At 56.1% G+C, this 16,851-nt stretch carries 15 protein-coding genes and 2 rRNA genes; 5 read left to right on the forward strand and 12 right to left on the reverse strand.

The genetic code is table 11. From position 1 onward, the window contains the following. Positions 1-99: 99 nt before the first annotated feature. Entirely contained in the window at positions 100-1,479 is a 1,380-nt protein-coding gene (locus VDIS_RS03105; RefSeq protein WP_013335757.1) for a hypothetical protein, read from the reverse strand. 33 nt (positions 1,480-1,512) lie between these two features. Further along, a complete protein-coding gene (locus tag VDIS_RS03110) occupies positions 1,513-2,334 on the reverse strand; it encodes a hypothetical protein (protein WP_245522557.1) in 822 nt (273 codons plus the stop codon). Between the two features lie 47 nt (positions 2,335-2,381). Between VDIS_RS03110 and VDIS_RS03115 the strand changes: the two genes are divergently transcribed. Then, positions 2,382-3,749 (forward strand): chloride channel protein, encoded by a 1,368-nt coding sequence (locus VDIS_RS03115; RefSeq protein WP_013335759.1) that lies wholly within the window; start codon positions 2,382-2,384, stop codon positions 3,747-3,749. A 249-nt stretch (positions 3,750-3,998) separates the two neighbouring features. Here VDIS_RS03115 and VDIS_RS13165 read toward each other — a convergent pair whose 3' ends face one another. From VDIS_RS13165 to VDIS_RS03130, 3 genes are all read right to left on the reverse strand, one after another. Next, positions 3,999-4,127, reverse strand: coding sequence for a hypothetical protein (locus tag VDIS_RS13165; RefSeq protein ID WP_342606894.1), 129 nt, complete (start codon positions 4,125-4,127; stop codon positions 3,999-4,001). A gap of 33 nt (positions 4,128-4,160) precedes the next feature. Further along, a complete protein-coding gene (locus tag VDIS_RS03125; protein ID WP_013335760.1) occupies positions 4,161-4,610 on the reverse strand; it encodes a class I SAM-dependent methyltransferase in 450 nt (149 codons plus the stop codon). An 82-nt stretch (positions 4,611-4,692) separates the two neighbouring features. Then, the gene (locus VDIS_RS03130; RefSeq protein ID WP_013335761.1) at positions 4,693-5,862 is read right to left on the reverse strand and encodes an MFS transporter; all 1,170 of its coding nucleotides are present in this window, start codon (positions 5,860-5,862) and stop codon (positions 4,693-4,695) included. A gap of 104 nt (positions 5,863-5,966) precedes the next feature. Between VDIS_RS03130 and VDIS_RS03135 the strand changes: the two genes are divergently transcribed. Together VDIS_RS03135 and VDIS_RS03140 are read left to right on the forward strand one after the other, a co-directional pair. Beyond that, positions 5,967-6,707, forward strand: a complete 741-nt coding sequence (locus VDIS_RS03135) for an ABC transporter ATP-binding protein (protein WP_013335762.1) — start codon at positions 5,967-5,969, stop codon at positions 6,705-6,707. 2 nt (positions 6,708-6,709) lie between these two features. Then, complete coding sequence (locus VDIS_RS03140) at positions 6,710-8,257, forward strand: hypothetical protein (protein WP_013335763.1); 1,548 nt, start codon at positions 6,710-6,712, stop codon at positions 8,255-8,257. A gap of 9 nt (positions 8,258-8,266) precedes the next feature. Here the strand turns inward: VDIS_RS03140 and VDIS_RS03145 are convergent, their stop codons facing one another. The 5 genes from VDIS_RS03145 to VDIS_RS03165 all read right to left on the reverse strand — a co-directional run bounded on the left by VDIS_RS03145 (position 8,267) and on the right by VDIS_RS03165 (position 11,159). Further along, entirely contained in the window at positions 8,267-8,857 is a 591-nt protein-coding gene (locus VDIS_RS03145; protein WP_013335764.1) for a DNA-directed RNA polymerase, read from the reverse strand. 36 nt (positions 8,858-8,893) lie between these two features. Further along, complete coding sequence (locus tag VDIS_RS03150; RefSeq protein WP_013335765.1) at positions 8,894-9,301, reverse strand: hypothetical protein; 408 nt, start codon at positions 9,299-9,301, stop codon at positions 8,894-8,896. A gap of 2 nt (positions 9,302-9,303) precedes the next feature. After that, positions 9,304-9,657: an SUI1 family translation initiation factor gene (locus VDIS_RS03155; protein ID WP_013335766.1), complete on the reverse strand. Its 354-nt coding sequence runs from the start codon at positions 9,655-9,657 to the stop codon at positions 9,304-9,306. A 66-nt stretch (positions 9,658-9,723) separates the two neighbouring features. Then, entirely contained in the window at positions 9,724-10,296 is a 573-nt protein-coding gene (locus VDIS_RS03160) for a hypothetical protein (RefSeq protein ID WP_245522587.1), read from the reverse strand. A 5-nt stretch (positions 10,297-10,301) separates the two neighbouring features. Further along, positions 10,302-11,159, reverse strand: a complete 858-nt coding sequence (locus VDIS_RS03165; RefSeq protein WP_013335768.1) for an S-methyl-5'-thioadenosine phosphorylase — start codon at positions 11,157-11,159, stop codon at positions 10,302-10,304. 292 nt (positions 11,160-11,451) lie between these two features. On the opposite strand from VDIS_RS03165, the gene VDIS_RS03170 reads away from it, so the two are divergent. Together VDIS_RS03170 and VDIS_RS12590 are read left to right on the forward strand one after the other, a co-directional pair. Next, positions 11,452-11,712, forward strand: coding sequence for a hypothetical protein (locus VDIS_RS03170; protein ID WP_013335769.1), 261 nt, complete (start codon positions 11,452-11,454; stop codon positions 11,710-11,712). A 68-nt stretch (positions 11,713-11,780) separates the two neighbouring features. Continuing rightward, complete coding sequence (locus VDIS_RS12590) at positions 11,781-11,972, forward strand: hypothetical protein (RefSeq protein ID WP_148678198.1); 192 nt, start codon at positions 11,781-11,783, stop codon at positions 11,970-11,972. A gap of 176 nt (positions 11,973-12,148) precedes the next feature. Here the strand turns inward: VDIS_RS12590 and VDIS_RS03175 are convergent. Both VDIS_RS03175 and VDIS_RS03180 read right to left on the reverse strand, forming a co-directional pair. Next, positions 12,149-15,217, reverse strand: a 23S ribosomal RNA gene (locus VDIS_RS03175). Between the two features lie 52 nt (positions 15,218-15,269). Further along, a 16S ribosomal RNA gene (locus VDIS_RS03180) occupies positions 15,270-16,781 on the reverse strand. The 16S and 23S rRNA genes sit together here, the layout of an rRNA operon. Between the last annotated feature and the right edge of the window lie 70 nt (positions 16,782-16,851).

Raw genomic sequence — 16,851 nt, forward strand, 5'->3', positions numbered from 1 at the left:
TGGGTGTTCGCCTTAATAAACAATACTTCGGGCCCCCTTTAATTAGAAACAGAAAATAAAACCATTTTTAACACCATGCAATAACACAGCCACTGCACATTACGTGCTTGAACTAATTACCGTTACCTGGTTAGTAAATACATCAACGGTAACCGTTATTGGCGATGGACTATTGAAACAGCCTAGGTAGTTCCCGAAGGTTGACGTGAAGTTTATAGTCTCATAAAGCGGTGAATAGCCACCGGGCCTGCTTGGGTCGAGCATGAATATGTCGCTTGGTATCACGGTATATGTATAACCAACCACTGGATTGTTGAAGTTCCAGGTCCATTTATCCTGACCCAGGGTTGGATTGCCTGAGTAGCCCCAGCCGATCGTTCCCTGGGTGATGGTCTCAGACACCTGCACGTAGACGCCGGATGGACCAGCACCAAGTGTGTAGGATATTGTTTGCTGACCAGATGATGAGCCCGTCGGCGCAGCACCCCAGAATACCTGACCTGGGTAGATATTGGAATACGCATTAACGCCCTCACCTGCATAGCATGGGGTGAAGCTACCACTAGGTGTTAAAAAACCCTCCACCTCATGTTGTATCAGGTTTAGGAACCACCAGTACGGACCAGGGTATTGCTGATATGCGTAATAGAACTTGACCATGGCCCACTGCTCACCCGCCAATTTACCAAACCAGTCATAGGTGCTTGATGAGTACCAACCCACGTAGCCTACGTACGTGAATCCCTGTATGAAGACCGTGATTGACGTTGCGCTTGATTGAAGCTCAACCTTCGGTGCATCAAATGATAAGGTTGGTATTATGGCATAGAGCCTATTGCCAATGTCCATCAACATCTCATTATAATCCCTCCAACCCTTTAATACTGCGTATGTCGAATCAACCGCAGGTAATCCCTCAAAAACGTCCCAACCAGTCACAAACCTACTGGAGTTCCTTAATGGCATCATCGCCAGCATTATTGCCGTAACATCAGTCGGTAATTTAGGTAGTACAGTCTTATTGGGGCCGGGCTCGCCTATGACCACCGTCGCCCTTTCATCGATGAAGTTCTTTACCAGAGTTAATAATGCATTACCTGCATTGGGACCAACAACTTCAACGGGTACACCACGCCCTAGGTAATTGATCACCTCATACTTATAATAACTACTATTTAGGCTTAGTAAGTCATCCTCAATAACGACAATGCTGCATGAGGCATTGCCCGGAAGCTCGGACTTCACGGTGAAGGGCACATTAACAGTGCCCAGGCCCTTAACAATGCTTGCTACGTATGGGTTGCCCAGGGAGCCGACAATGCATACCGTGGGCTTAGTAACACCATTGAGTAGGGCATAGAGGGCGTTGCCGTTACTCGTTGTGGATTCATGAGGCATGTGAAGCTGCATTAGGGATATGGCGGCGATTGCCACCACAACGCTAACTAGGGCATAGATTACCCGCCTCATAAACATCATTAAGCCACCCTAAGACTTTTTTCACTTGTGTGTTCAATTAAAATGCGCCCTGTGGATTACGTAATTGAACGCCCTAAAACCAATGATGAAGATGAACGCCGATAATGAAACCACGGAGGTGAAGTAGACCGTGGATAGGGGCATTATTAGTGATGAGTTGATGATGGCGAGGGCAACCGCGTTGTCCATGTACCAGGTAAATGAATCCATGTAGGCATGGGCTAATACCATGAGAATCAACCCCCTGAAGCCCTTATTTAAGGCTTGATAGGTTTTAAGGACCATTGATGAGCCTAGGTGGAATAGGATGGAAACGATGGGTTGAACGGCAATGCCTACCAGGCCTATGGTGGATATTACGTTGGCGTACTCAATACCAGGATTCACGGATGCGGGTATCAACAGTGGCAATACCAAACCCATCATTGCAAATGCCAAGTCCACCAGGGCAAAGCCATAACCAATGTATGGAGCCGACCCGGGTTCACGATCCCTAATTGCCAAGTACCTGAAGGCTTCCTGGAAGACGCCGGCCATCAAACCCATGTAGATTGCCATAAGGTAAAAACTCGACTTAATGAGGCCCAGGACTAAGTCGGTAATTGACGAGACACCTCCAATCATCACCTCCCTAATGTGGGTTAGGAGGACTATGAGTATTGGTATTCCCTGGGTGATCACCTGCGGTATTAGGGCAAGCAGCATGAAGCCAACACCAATTAAGACCCACGAAGCCCTACCGCGCCAGGCAAGCCTACTGAATATGGCGTAGGCAATGATTGGGGCCGTAACCAGGTAGGTGACTGCCAATGCCGCGGTCATTAACTGCATGATTAAGGCCACCCAGCCAGGCATTTCTATGAATAATACTTTTAAGGGCTTCGCAATCTCTACGTATGCTTATGACGATTACCAAGCAGTCCTACATAGTTAAGTGGTTAATCCTAGGCGTATTAATCGGGGTGGTTGCCGGTGCCTCGGCATTAACGTTTTACCTAGTGCTCAGATTAACTACGTACGTATTCATGGACCTACTCATTGGTTATAGGCAGCCCGAGCCCATTGGGTTTGGAGGTTCACTAACGTACACACCCCACATTGAGAGGCCTTGGTTAATACCCGTGTCCACGGTACTCGGCGCGGTGATTGTCGCTTACCTAGCCAGGGAATTCCGCGAGTCGAGGGCCGGCCTTGACGCCGTTATAGAGGCGTACCACGGTAGAAGGAGGCCATTTAGTAATCCGGGGCTTCATGGCTTCATGAATGTCCTACTCTCGGCGATAACGATAGGGTCGGGCGGTTCCGCTGGGCCTGAGGCACCAACTGGAAACCTCGGGGGTGGCTTATCATACCTCATTGCCGAGGGGCTTGGGCTTAGTGATGAGGATAGGGCCCTGGCGATGATTGTCGGCATGGGCGCGGCCTTGGGGGCAGTATTCAAGGCGCCGGTGGGCGGTGCATTACTCGCGGCTGAACTACCCTACAGGAGGGACTTCGAGGTTAAGGCGTTGTACCCAGCCCTCGTGGCCTCGCTGACGGCCTACGCAATCTTCTGCCTAGTAACTGGCTTTAAGCCCTACATGGGCCAGGTAATGATGACCGTGCCCACACCGTCAATTCCGCTCTACGCGGTCTTGGGGGTTGTTGATGGTGCCGTGGCCATGGCATACGTCGAGTCACTGGATGGCATCCACAGGTTATTTAGTAGGTTGAGGGTTAATGACGTGGTTAGGACCGCCATTGGCGGTGTTCTCATAGGCCTAATCGGCCTTATAATGCCGCAGGTACTCGGTGCCGGTGAGGGTTGGATGGATCTGGCGGTTTATGTAAGGTTAAGCAGCTTCTCCTCGCCGATAATGCCACTCATAATACTCCTAGCCCTACTCCCGCTCGTTAAAATTCTCTCCACATCGGTTACCCTGGGTTCGGGGGAGGTCGGTGGCGTCTTTACGCCGGGTCTCGTGGTTGGCGCTTTCACGGGGTTGGACATGGGCCTACTCCTTCACTACCTATACCCCACGCTCGTGCCGAGCGCCGTGCCCTTCGTCGTTGTGAGCTCCCTGGCAATGTTTGGTGCTGCTTCAAATGCCCCACTCGCCGTCATGGTGATGATGCTTGAAATGACCAACAACTACCGAGTACTGCCGGAGGCAGTCATAGCCTCAACCATCGCCTACCTAATGACTACTTGGAAATACACGGTATTCAAGGCCCAAAGGGCCGGTAGAACGCGCACTGGACGTGGTGAACGCGGGTCATGGTCATCGTAGAGAAATACTGAAGTCCTAACAATGGAGGCATCAGAAAGGGGGGCCAAAGAAACTAGGGTTAATCTCATCACTAGCGGCCTTCGCAATAGTCCTAGTAGTAATTACGAGAAGGCCATTAACGCGTTGGCACCCCATTCATGCTGCACTCACATGGTTAAGTGACCCAGACCCTGGCCTTCCTGGGTATGTCCACGAAATCCTCGAGGTTTAGACCGATAGTTTCTGGGCTAAGCCTTAGGTCTCCGGCCTCTATAAACAGCACCACGGCACTCCTAACCCTGGGTGGTAATGAATTAATGAACCCCAATCAGCCTCCCTCCTCCTCACCCTAACCTCCCCCTCACGCTCCTCAAGCTCCCTAATCACCCCCAGAACCATTACAAAACCACCAACTAGGCATTGCATTAAAAACTAGGAGATTAAGCGCCTAATCAACTCATTATCCACAGCCCTGGGCGACTCGGCATAGACTCGGGCACCGAGGCCCAGGGCCCCCCTGAGGACCGCCTCACCATCAGCGTCGGCATTAACCACATTAATGAGTAGGGCGTAGTCAATGGAGCCGGGCCTAATGGGCGGTAAAGCCGCGTCGGCACATACCACGTCCACGTTGGGCAGGTAATTCACATACCTAAGCACACCGCAGGCAATGTCTAGGCACACGTACAGCCTAGCTGAACCCGACAACAGGCCGGCTCCAACACCAACACCACAGCCAATGTCCAGAACCCTCATGCCCCTTGTCCTCAACGTCTCGGCAGCCCTGAGGTAGCCGAGCACGCTATCCCTCAGGTATAGGTCCAGGTACCTGGTGCCTAATGCCTCGTAGTAACTACGTACATAGAGCTTATATCCAAGCATAACACTGCCAACTAACTCACTATGCTCCTTAGCCCCCTTTAAGCCTTCAGCCCCTAATACATCGCCTCACCACCCGGCTTCGCTACTTCACGACTCTACCCCTGTACATTAGGTATATCGTCAAGTCATACATAATCTTCAGAGACCCACTTATTATGAATGGTAGGGAGTAGAGCCCCTGGGATATTAAATCACCGACTATTAACGGACCTGGTAAGGAACCAATGCTCCTCGCGGTATTCGTCACAGCATTCGCCGGAACCCTCTCCTCATCACTAAATATCTGCGCCATGAATGCCTGCCTAGTCGGAACATCCATCTGGGAAACACTCTGCCTGAGCAGGAGGAATGCGAGACTCCCCGTGAATGAACCAGCGAGTGGTATGAGTATTAGGAATATGTTCGAAATAATGTGCGTGTAGACCATCGTCCTCAGATTACCGATCCTCTCGGCAATCAACGGCGCAATCACCAGTGAGATCGCCGTAACCACATTAACAACCATAAAAACCAAACCCAACTCCCTCAGGGTCACCCCATAACGAATATAGAACCAGTAGGATAGTAGGGACTGCGTAACCAACCCACCCCCAAAGGCATCCACCGAGAATAGCATTGATAAATTCCTAATGTCAGCAACGGCAGTCCTACCCAAACCCCTCAAACCAAGCCTCCTCCCGCCACCCTCAATATTGCCTAGGGCGCTGTAGGCAATAACCATGACCAAACCAACCACGGCATATATGAGGTACATCGACCTAACAAACACCAATTTATCCCCCAGGTAGGCCGGTAATGATGATGCGAGGGCACCCAGCGATGATGCTGAGTAACCAATTAGGTTGTAAAGGCCCAGGACCCTACCCAACCTATTGCCCGTGAACCTAGGCAACACACCAACCTCAATGGATTGGAAGGGACCCGCCTCAGTCCCTGTCGTACTTATGTTACCCATGAAAAGCGCCAGGGCTAGTACAGGGTATAGTGAGGATGAGGATAGGAGGATGCCGGAGATGAATATGAGTAGGCTAAAAATGATCAATAACCTCCTCCTACCAATCACATTGCCGAACCACGTAAGTAATACGTTTGAGAAGACATTACCGAGGACTACCAGGAATATGGATGCACCAACGTAGGTTGGTGAAAAACCCAGCATTGCCAGGTAAATGGGCGTCAATACGCTGACCATGCCGAAGACAAAGGTCCTCAACCCCTTAACAATCAAAATCAAGTAAACACTCCTATGCATCCTTAACTGGGCAATGGGAAATCACTGAGATTTTAAACATAATTAGTAAGTTAGGCAATAGCCCGAGTAAAGTAATAAAAGCGAGTGGATTAGTGATTAGTTGAATGGGTTGTGCATTGAGAATTGAAAAACTAACCGTCAAGTACGGGAGTAAGGTCGCCGTCGACGGCCTAAGCACCTGCGTAAGACCCGGGGAAACCTACTGCCTCCTCGGGCCTAACGGCGCTGGTAAGACATCAACGATTAAGGCGGTGCTCGGCCTCGTGAAGTACGAGGGCACAATAGACATACTTGGTATGGGGCCGCCAAGGCCCGAGGTCATGAACAGTGTTGGCGCTGTCCTGGAGACGCCGTTGGTCCTGGAGACGCTGAGCCCGAGGGATTTCCTGGAGTTCGTGGGCTCCGTGAGGGGTGTTGGGGATTCGAGGTACGTTGAAGCCCTGGTCAGGGCACTGGGCCTTGAGGAGTTCATTGATAGGCCAATAATGTCCCTATCCGCGGGTAATAGGCAGAAGGTGGCCATAGTGGCGGCCCTAATGCATAGGCCTAGGCTCCTACTCATGGATGAACCCTTCAACTACCTGGATGCCAAGTCCGTCAGGGTTGTTAAGGAGTTGATGCAGAGGCACCTTGAGTCCAATGGCTCAATACTCTTCACGACGCACATAATGGAGGTTGCCGAGAGGGTTTGCACCAGGATTGGCATCATGAACGCGGGTAGGTTGGTCGTGGAGGGGACCCCCACGGAGATTATGAGCGCGGTCAATGCTGGTACTCTCGAGGATGCCTTCCTGAGGGCCATTAGGGCTGAGGATGAGATTAAGGGCTTGTTGGAGGGCTTGTGACCATGAATCCCTGGGAGCTCGGTGACCTGGTCTATAGGGAGTTGATAGTACAGGCAATAACCCAGGTCAGGAGGACTGGGGCTAGGCCCATCAGGGTTGATAGGGTCGTGGGTGGTTATGGGGTTATTAAGGCCGTGGCCTCAATAATCATAGCTGCATACCTAGCTGCGCCGCTCATCATAGCCCTAACCACGCACTGGGGTGGTGTGGTCGGTATTTATCGGTCACCACCCTATGAGTACATGATAATGTATCTCGCAATACTGATGACATACATGCTACTATCACCAATAATAACCTCTGTAATGGGTCACCCAGTGATTGGTGATTTACTCAGGACGTTGGGTCTTGATGAGGGCTCAATAAGGCTTGCGGCCACGATGGCCGTTATAAGGGCGGTGGATGCACCGTTAATATCGTCGTTAACCACAGCCATGGTGATAGCCGCGGTAATACACACGCCGGCCCCAGCCCTGGTCACTGCCCAGGCTGTGCTCCTAGGACTCGTAGGCCCCCTGGTGGGTATAGTCGCCCTGGACACCGTGGTCAGGAGGAGGGGTTCCGTGAGCACGTTCCTCACCAGGTCCCTGGTTGTCGCCGCGAACTCAATACCCTGGGTAATAGCGCTTACGCTCCTAATGCTCAGTGAGGACCCTGGGATTATAAGCCCTGGGATTGCCCAGTACATACCGCTGATTAGTGATCCATTGATCATGAGCCACCCAATGGCGCTACTAAACTCCGTGACCACCACGGCGGTGCTGACCGCCATTGACTCATACCTATTAATTAATGCTGGGTCGAGACTACTAATGCCGAGGCTCCCAGGGGGTCCCGAGTCCCTAATCACCGTTAACAAGCCGTTCAGGGGATTCAGGTTTAGGGGGCCGTTCATGGGCCTCGTCAGGTACTACATGAGGCAGTTACTCAGTGCCAGGGGCTCCCTGGGGATGGTGGTTGGCGGAGCCTTAATGGCCGTGTTCCTATACGTTTCCCTGGCAACGTCGATGAGGGGCCTAACCCAATTTGAGTTAATAATCGGCGTCATGGCCTACGCCGCGCCACTCGCCTTCATAACCTCGTTCCTACCAGTCATGATGTATAACGCGGAGTACTCGGCATTGCCCATAATACTCACGGTGCCGGTAACGCCCATTAGGAGGATGATGGCCAAGGTCCCCATGGTACTCACTGCGTACTACGCCCTCGCCGCGCCCATGGTGGTCATACTCGCGGCCCTCCACCACCCATCCGCCATACCGCCGGTCCTAGCCCTTGCCGTGTCGCCACTGGCATCCACCGTGATGTCCGCCGTAATATTCCAACTGGAGGTTAGGGATTACCTAAACGGTTCCCAGGCATTGGCGATACTAAACCTCGTCAATACACTGCTCATAATAACCGCAGCCTCGATACCCATCATAGCCTTCATAACAGCCCAGGTACTTACCATGAACATTACCTACTCAACAATGGCTTTAGCAGTGACGGGGGCCGCCGAGACAGCCGTGCTTTCCCTAGCCCTAATAGGCCTGGTCAGGGCTGGGTGACCAAGCAACTCACTGCTTCTGCTGGGCCTTCTGGGCGCCCTTCCTTGAGCCGCTCAACTCCTCCTCAATCCACTCAAGCTTACCAAGCATGGGCTGTCTAAGGGTTAGGCTTACCCTAACCACGTCCCTGTTGCCCGCGGTCACGTAACTCACGCCCACGACCCTGGCCCTAACCACGTCACCCCTACCAAGCCTACGCCTGCTGCGCTCGCCCACGAAGGCTCCGCTCTGCTTGTCGTAGAGGACCACGTTATCCTCCATCATCTGGGTCCTGTGTATCAGGGCGTCAATTGGCCCAATCCTCACGAAGGCCCCGAAGTCCTCAGTCCTAACCACCTCACCCTCAACAACCTCGTTAATCAACGGCGTATACACCAGGGCCTTGAAGCGTACCCTATTGTACGTTGCTCCATCACCGAATATCACCACGCCCCTCTTGCTCACCTCAACGTCGAATATGGCCACGTAGACCCCCACATCCCTCTCAACCCTACCCACGTACTCACCCCACAGGACCTCAAAGGCAACCCTCTCCAGCGGCTCCCCAAACCTGCTGGGTGGAATCCTGATGTAGTCCTCGAGTGTTAAGACCCTAAACATGCAGGGTTCGTTTTAATAAACCCTTTAAAAAACTAATCACCCCAACCCGTAAATCTCCCTCCAGGGCCTACCCTCCTCAACCATCCTGAGTATGATCACCCTAACCTTCTCAATACACGTCAGTAAATCCCTACCAAGCATCCCAACGATCACGGGATTCGCCCTAGAGGCTATGAAGTTTGAGGAGGCCACTATTGCCATGTACCTGGCAAGCACGAACTCATTACTCAACTCAACAACCCTCTCCATAACCCTCCAGGCGTTGGTTAACTCATCACCGCCGCACTCAACGCCCAGGGCGTTGCAGGACCTGTTTAGGGCCTCAACGCATAGTTTTGAGAGTTCACTCAGTACCGAGGCCCCATCTCCATTTAGGGCCCCACCAACCCTACTGGGCAACTCATCCCTTAGGTACTTGATTAATTCCTCATCCCTCCTAATCATCCCTAGGTCTCCACGATCGTCTCATCAATCAATATGTTCTCCTCCTTAAACCCCATCTCAACGAGCAGCTTCTTAACCCTCTGCCTCTGGTCACCCTGGACCTCAATCGAGTTCTCCCTAACAGTACCACCAGCCGCAAGCCTGCGCTTAAGCTCCTTGGCGATGCCATCGATGTCGAGTGCCTTAACATCGGAACTATCAAACTCAATAACAGTCACCAAATGCCTCTTCCTCCTCTCAACCCTAACCCTAACCAACGCCTGCTCCTTAGCTATCTCCGCCTCAGCCGTACTCTCACCACCAAGCACTGACGAAAGCAACTCATCAACTATGTCTCCCTGACCCTCCCCACTCATGGACCGAGTAATTAACTACCACATGTATTTATATCTTTTGCGTCCAGGAAAAACGTGAATGACGCATCACGAGGCGAGCAGTGACGAACCGCCGAGGTCAATGAAGACCCTACCACCAACACTGACAAGGCCCACGTAAACAAGGAGGAAGCGCGTTGATGAGCCGGGGCTAACCCCAAGCCCTGCCAGGCAGTCCATTGGTGCGGAGACATCAACGACATTGCCACTCACGTCCCTCGTGACCGCCACAGGCCTCGGGAAGTCAAGGCCCCTGGGCAGGTCCCAAAGATCCAGCGGTGGGTTTAGTGGCCGGGACCTACAGCCCACCGCCCTACGCCCAACCACAGAGACCCCAACCACGTAATCACCCACCAGGAATCCCAGGACGATGTCGAGCCAGGGCTTATCAACAGGCCCATCAACCACCACACCCCTAATGATTAGGCCGCCTATTGGGTACTCGCGGCCCAGGTCTATGAGGGTGAACCAGGGAACCGCCTGGATGGGCAATAGGTACTTATCACCAACCCTCCTGGCCCCAAACCTCCTACCCAACTCAACACTCGAAGCCCTAAACAAGGCCTCCAACTCATCCAGGGAGATTACGGGGAACCTACCGCCGAATTGCCTAACCACCATAACCATCAAACGCAGGCGTTTTTAAGGACCTCCTCGCACTTGACGTGCACGTCCCTGGGTATCCTCGGTATCACGCTCAGCAGGACCTTACGGGCCAGGTCAAGCTTCTCACTCATTACCCTCTCCACGAGCTCCGCAGTCACCGGTTGATGAGGAACCCAAATGTCGTAGTCAGTCACCAGGGCAAGCAGTGAGTAGCACATGCCGAGTTCACGCACGAGGTTAATCTCAGGCACCAGCGTCATCCCAATTATGTCACAGCCATAAACGTCCCTCCAAACCCTAGACTCAGCCTTAGTACTAAACCTCGGCCCCTCAATACACACATAGCACCCGCCGAGGTGAGTCCTATTAACCCTGGAGGCCTCCTCATAGAGCAGTTGATTAATTATGGGGTTAAAGGGCTCAAGACCAATCTGTATATGGCAGGTCCTAGGCCCATCAAAGAACGTGTACTCCCTACCCTTAGTCGCATCAAAGAACTGGTCGGGAATCACGAAATCACCAGGCGCAAAGTCCTGCCTAAGACTACCCACAGCACTAACACTAATGACGACCTTAACACCAAGGGCCCACAAAGCCCAGGCATTCGCCCTATACGGTATCCTATGCGGCGGGTACCTATGCCCACGACCATGCCTAGGTAGAAACGCAACCCACTCACCACCAACCCTACCAATCACCACATTATCACTGGGCAAACCATAGGGCGTGTGGATCTGAACCTCAAAGTAATCACTGAAAAACCCAGCCTCATAAAGCCCACTACCACCAATAACACCGACGTAGGGTAACGAGTCGATGCCCAACTCGCTTGGGCTCACGGGCGCCCTAGTAACCGTCAACTTCCTAACCCCAACCACGGTAAGGCTAGGGAAAGGACCTATAAAAGCGTTACCCAACAACCAAACCGAGGCAGGGATCAACGGCCAGGCACAATCACGAACTACTCCCACTGAGGGCCATTCCAAAGCCACATTGGAAGTGGTATGACTTCCCCATGATGGTATACCACAATAACACACTAATCTACGAGGGCTATGGGTACTATAAATTCAATTCTATATTAATCCCCATTTACCCGCCAAGTGGCATTGCCGCCACTGAAACACCACAAGAGATGCCTTACCTAGTACCTCACCACTAGGTGCCCTAATGAATTGCTGGAACTTCAGCATGGGTGGTCCACCTGGGGTACAGGTAAGGCTTCCAAATGGTACTGAGATTAATGGAGCAGGCCTAGTGTATATGAATTATGACTGGATTGCCTTCGCAAATGCCTGGCAGGGTGGTAAGGTGGTCTTCCAGGTTTATGAGCCTAGAAGTGCAATGTATGATTGGGTGTTTAGTCAATGGTTGAGCTTCAAGGAGAGCCAGGCTTATGAGAGGTTTGTGGAGTGGGCTGTGGAGGAGTAATGCTGGGGGTTATTCAACAATGTGGCTTGTGCTGACATTGGTGTATACTCAAGTAAGGTGCGGTGGTGGTGACATTATCATTGTATAACTTGACTAAGCCTGTTAGCTGGAGTTGGGAGCTTTACAATGTCACCACCACCAATCCAACCATTCCAGCCCACAACCCAACACCGAGCACTCAAGTGACTACGTCAATATCAATTACAATACTGCCAATGAGGCACACCGCCCCACGTAAGGCTCCTCCAATACCCTATTGAAATCTTCCAATGCAAAATATAGCTGAAAAGAAAACACGAAGAAGCAAACAAGCAAAGCCGAGAAAGCTTGTAGAATAATCAGGGCAATAACGAATCTAAACCGTCAAAACCCCACCCAGGGACCAACAAAAACAAACCCAACCCCAACCACACCCGGCACCCACCCATTAAACCCCACCACCCGCACCTGGGGCGATTGGGAGTGGCGGGCTCCCCCCTCGGGAAAACCCTCGGGGGTTACACCCCCACCCCATCAACCCCGTCTTCTACGGGGACCCTCACCCGGCACCCGGCGGGTTTCCCCACCGGGCACCGAGCGGCCGCCTCTTTTCGGGGAGGGCTTCCCGCTTAGATGCCTTCAGCGGTTATCCCCTACGGCGTGGCTGCCCGGCTCTGCCCTGTAGGGCAACCGGTAGACTAGAGGCCGCGGCGCCCCGTTCCTCTCGTACTGAGGGCACCTTCCCCTCAGGCGGCCAGCACCCCCGACAGGTAGAGTCCGACCTGTCTCACGACGGTCTGAACCCATCTCACGTTCCCCTTTAATGGGCGGGCAGCCCCACCCTTGGGGGCTGCTGCACCCCCAGGATGGGAAGAGACGACGTCTGGGTACCAAACCGCGGGGTCGATGGGAACTCTCACCCGCGACGAGCCGGTTACTCCTGGGGTAACTTTTCTGTCATGCCCGGCCCCCACTGGTGGGGGCACGAGCGTTCGCTAGGCCCGGGTTTCCCCCCTGCGCCCCTTGCGTTCAAGGGCGCAGTCAGCCCGGCATTTGGCCTTACCCTCTACGGCGGAGTTCTGACCCGCCTGAGCCGAGCTTTGGGCACCCCTGATATCCTTTCAGGGGTGTGCCGCCCCAGCCGAACTGCCCACCCGCCGCTGTCCCCCGGGTTATGCCCGGGGTTAGGGGTGCGGGAGGGAGTGGGTGGTGTTTCATTGGCGCATCCGCGCGGCCCGGAGACCGCGCTTCATCGCTCCCACCTACACTATGCACCCCCTCCCGCACCCCAACGACGGGCTGCAGTAAAGCTCCACAGGGTCTTCTCGCCCCGTCGGGGGTCCCAGGACTCTGCACCCGGAGGTGGGTTCGCCGGGCCCCGGGCCGGGACAGTGGGGACCTCGTTGATCCATTCATGCACGCCGGAACTTACCCGGCAAGGCATTTGGCTACCTTAAGAGGGTCAGAGTTACCCCCGGCCTTCAGCGGCGCTTCGCCCGGTTGGACCCGGGTTTCACGTACCGCCAGTGGCCAGGATTCAGCCCCCGTACACACCCTTACGGGCTAGCGGGGACCTATGTTTTTGTTAAACAGTCAGGTCCCCCTTGTCACTGCGACCCACGGCTCCAGTGGGTAACCACCAGAGCCGCGGGCACCCCTTCTCCCGAAGTTACGGGGCTAATTTGCCGAGTTCCCTGGCCCGGGGTCACCCGAGCCGCCTTGGGCTTCTCACCCAGGAACACCTGTGTCGGTTCTCGGTACGGTCGTGGGGGCTCGTTCCCCACCCCCTTTTCATGGGCCCCAGGAGTCGGGTGGACCGGGCTCAAGGCCCGGCTATTCCCGCCTTCGGCCGGTTCTCGCCATTACGGCACTCCCCGGCCTTCAGCGGTTAAGCGGGGTATTCCCCCGCCCACCCTATCCTGAGGCGTCGGGGGTGGGGCCTGCGTTGCCGCGAGGCCTACCCCCACGGCACGGGAATATTAACCCGTTTCCCCTTCGGCGGGTACCAATTAGGCCCCGCCTTAGGACCGGCTAACCCATGGCTGATTGTCGTTGCCATGGAACCCTGGTCCTTTCCGGCGGAGGGGGTTCCCACCCCTCTTCGCTGCTACTACCACCGGGATCTGCATCGGCCACGGGTCCACCGGACCTCACGGCCCGGCTTCCGCCCCATGGCCGCGCCCCCCTACCCCACGCGGACCAACGGTCCGCGGGCCGGGGTCTCGGCGGCGGGCTTGAGTCCCTAGACATCTTCGGGGCCCCCCGCCTCAGCGGGTAAGGTGTTACCCACTTCTTAGCCGATGGCTGCTTCTAGGCCCACGGCCCCGCTGTCTTGGGCGGGGGACACCCTTCTAGGTTGACACTTAGCCCGCACTTAGGGGCCTTAACCCCGGTCTGGGTTGTTTCCCTCTCGGCCCTCAGGCTTACCCCGAGGAACCCGCCTCCCCCCTTCTTCAGAGCCCACGGGTTCGGAGTTTGACCGGGGACCGGGGCCTTTCGGCCCCTGCATCCCCGATCAGTGCTCTACCCCGTGGGCCTCCTCCAGGGAGGCCGGGCTGGGACCCGCTTCGGGGGGAACCAGCTATCACCGGGCTTGATTGGTCTTTTGCCCCTAGCCCCAGGTCATGGGAACGAATTGCACATCAGAACCCTTTCGGGCCTCCACGGGGCTTTCGCCCCGCTTCACCCTGCCCAGGGCTAGATCGCCCGGTTTCTGGTCTCCCGCCCGTGACTACGGGCCCATTAAGACCCAGCCCCTCACGGGGTCACCCCCGCTACGGGCTTTTCGGTTTCCCTACGCCTTCGGGGCTTAACCCCCTTAGGCTCGCCACGGGCGGGAACTCCCCGGCCCGTGTTTCTAGACGGAAGGGGCGACCCTGGACCCTCCCCCTCGTACTCCCGGGTTCACCCCGGTTTCCTTCGGGGGAGGGCACCCTTTCGGGCCGCCCCTCCTTTAGCCGCCCGGTTTCAGGCTCTTTTCACTCCCCTTTCGGGGTTCTTTTCAGCTTTCCCTCACGGTACTAGTGCGCTATCGGTCTCGGGACGTGCTTAGCCTTGGGGGCCAGTGGCCCCCAGCTTCCCACGCCAAAACCAAGGCGTGGTACTCCGGGACACCGGGACTCCGCCAGGCGGCCTTTAGCCTACGGGGCTATCACCCTCTACGGCGGGGCTTTCCAGCCCACTTCGGCTAGGCCGCCCCGGCGGTACCCGGGCCCTCAACCCCACATCTCCCCACGGTTATCCCGTGGGGATTTGGTTTGGGCTAACCCCCTTTCGGTCGCCCCTACTCAGGGGGTCCCTGTTGGTTTCCCTTCCTCCCCCTACTAAGATGTTTCCGTTCGGGGGGTTCCCGCTCCGAGGAAAACCCCGGAGCGCCCAGGCCTATTCGGCCCGGGCAGGAGGCCCCATTCGGGAATCCCGGGTTCAAAGGCTGCCTGCGCCTACCCCGGGCTTATCGCAGCTTGCCACGCCCTTCCTCGGCGCCCGAGCCGAGCCATCCACCGGGCGGCTTGCTGGTGCGGGTGGTGGTTTGGTCAGGGTGGGTGCCACCCAACCCCCTTTGAACACCCCATCCCCAGAGGAGGTGATCCGGCCGCAGGTTCCCCTACGGCCACCTTGTTACGACTTCGCCCCCCTCGGGAGCCCCCAACTCGTCCTCCCCTCCCCGGGGGTTACCCAGGGAGAAGAGGCCTCGTTGGGGGCTCCCTCGGGTGGCGCGACGGGCGGTGTGTGCAAGGGGCAGGGACGTATTCACCGCGCGTTGGTGACACGCGGTTACTAGGGATTCCACGTTCACGAGGGCGAGTTGCAGCCCTCGATCCCTACTGGGGCGGGGTTTACGGGATTGCCTCCCCCTTTCGGGGTCGGATCCCGCTGTCCCCGCCATTGCAGCTCGCGTGCAGCCCCGGGGTTTCGGGGCATACTGACCTGCCGTGGCCCCCTCCTTCCTCCGGCTTACGCCGGCAGTCCCCCTAGTGTGCCCCCGGTCCCGAAGGACCGGGTAGCAACTAGGGGTGGGGGTCTCGCTCGTTGCCGGACTTAACCGGACACCTCACGGCACGAGCTGACGACGGCCATGCACCTCCTCTCAGCTCGTCCGGCAAGGTCGTTAGCCTGGCCATCATCCTGCTGTCGCCCCGGGTAAGGTTTCCGGCGTTGACTCCAATTAAGCCGCAAGCTTCACCCCTTGTGGTGCCCCCCCGCCAATTCCTTTAAGTTTCAGCCTTGCGGCCGTACTCCCCAGGCGGCGGGCTTAACGGCTTCCCTCCGCCACTGGGCGGGCTCTAAGCCCGCCCAACAGCTAGCCCGCATAGTTTACAGCTGGGACTACAGGGGTATCTAATCCCCTTTGCTCCCCCAGCTTTCGCCCCTCACCGTCGGGCGCGTTCCAGCCGAGCGCCTTCGCCACTGGTGGTCCTCCCGGGATTATCGGATTTCGCCCCTACCCCGGGAGTACCCTCGGCCTCTCCCGCCCCCAAGCCCGGTAGTATCGCCCCCAGCCCACGGGTTGAGCCCGTGGATTTCAGGGGCGACTTACCGGGCCGGCTACGGGCGCTTTAGGCCCAGTAAGCACCCCGACCACTCGCGGGGCTGGTATTACCGCGGCGGCTGACACCAGACTTGCCCCCCGCTTATTCGCCCGGCTTTTTGCACCGGGCAAAAGCCGCCCTCTTCGGGCGGCACTCGGGGTGGCCCCGTCACGGTTTCCCGCATTGCGGAGTTTTCGCGCCTGCTGCACCCCGTAGGGCCTGGGCCCTTGTCTCAGTGCCCATCTCGGGGCTCCCGCTCTCACGGCCCCCACCCGTCTTCGGCTTGGCGGGCCGTTACCCCGCCAACTACCATGATGGGCCGTGCCCCCATCCTCGGGCGGACCACGGTAGATCGACCGCGGTCCCTTTCGGGGAAGGGGCCTTCCAGCACCCTTCCCCTATGGGGGATTAGCCCCAGTTTCCCGGGGTTATCCCCCTCCCGAGGGTAGGTTAGGCACGTGTTACTGAGCCGTGCGCCACGCCCGGCGGTCCCCGGGCGTACGACTCGCATGGCTTAGCCCCACCCCGATAGCGGTCGGGTCCGGCAGGATCAACCGGTTTCTTGGGGATGGGGTTTGTTCGGGGGTTGGGTTTGGGTGTGGTTGGGGTTGGATCATCCCCAACCCTCCGC

The organism is Vulcanisaeta distributa DSM 14429 (assembly GCF_000148385.1).
Taxonomy (GTDB): domain Archaea; phylum Thermoproteota; class Thermoprotei; order Thermoproteales; family Thermocladiaceae; genus Vulcanisaeta; species Vulcanisaeta distributa.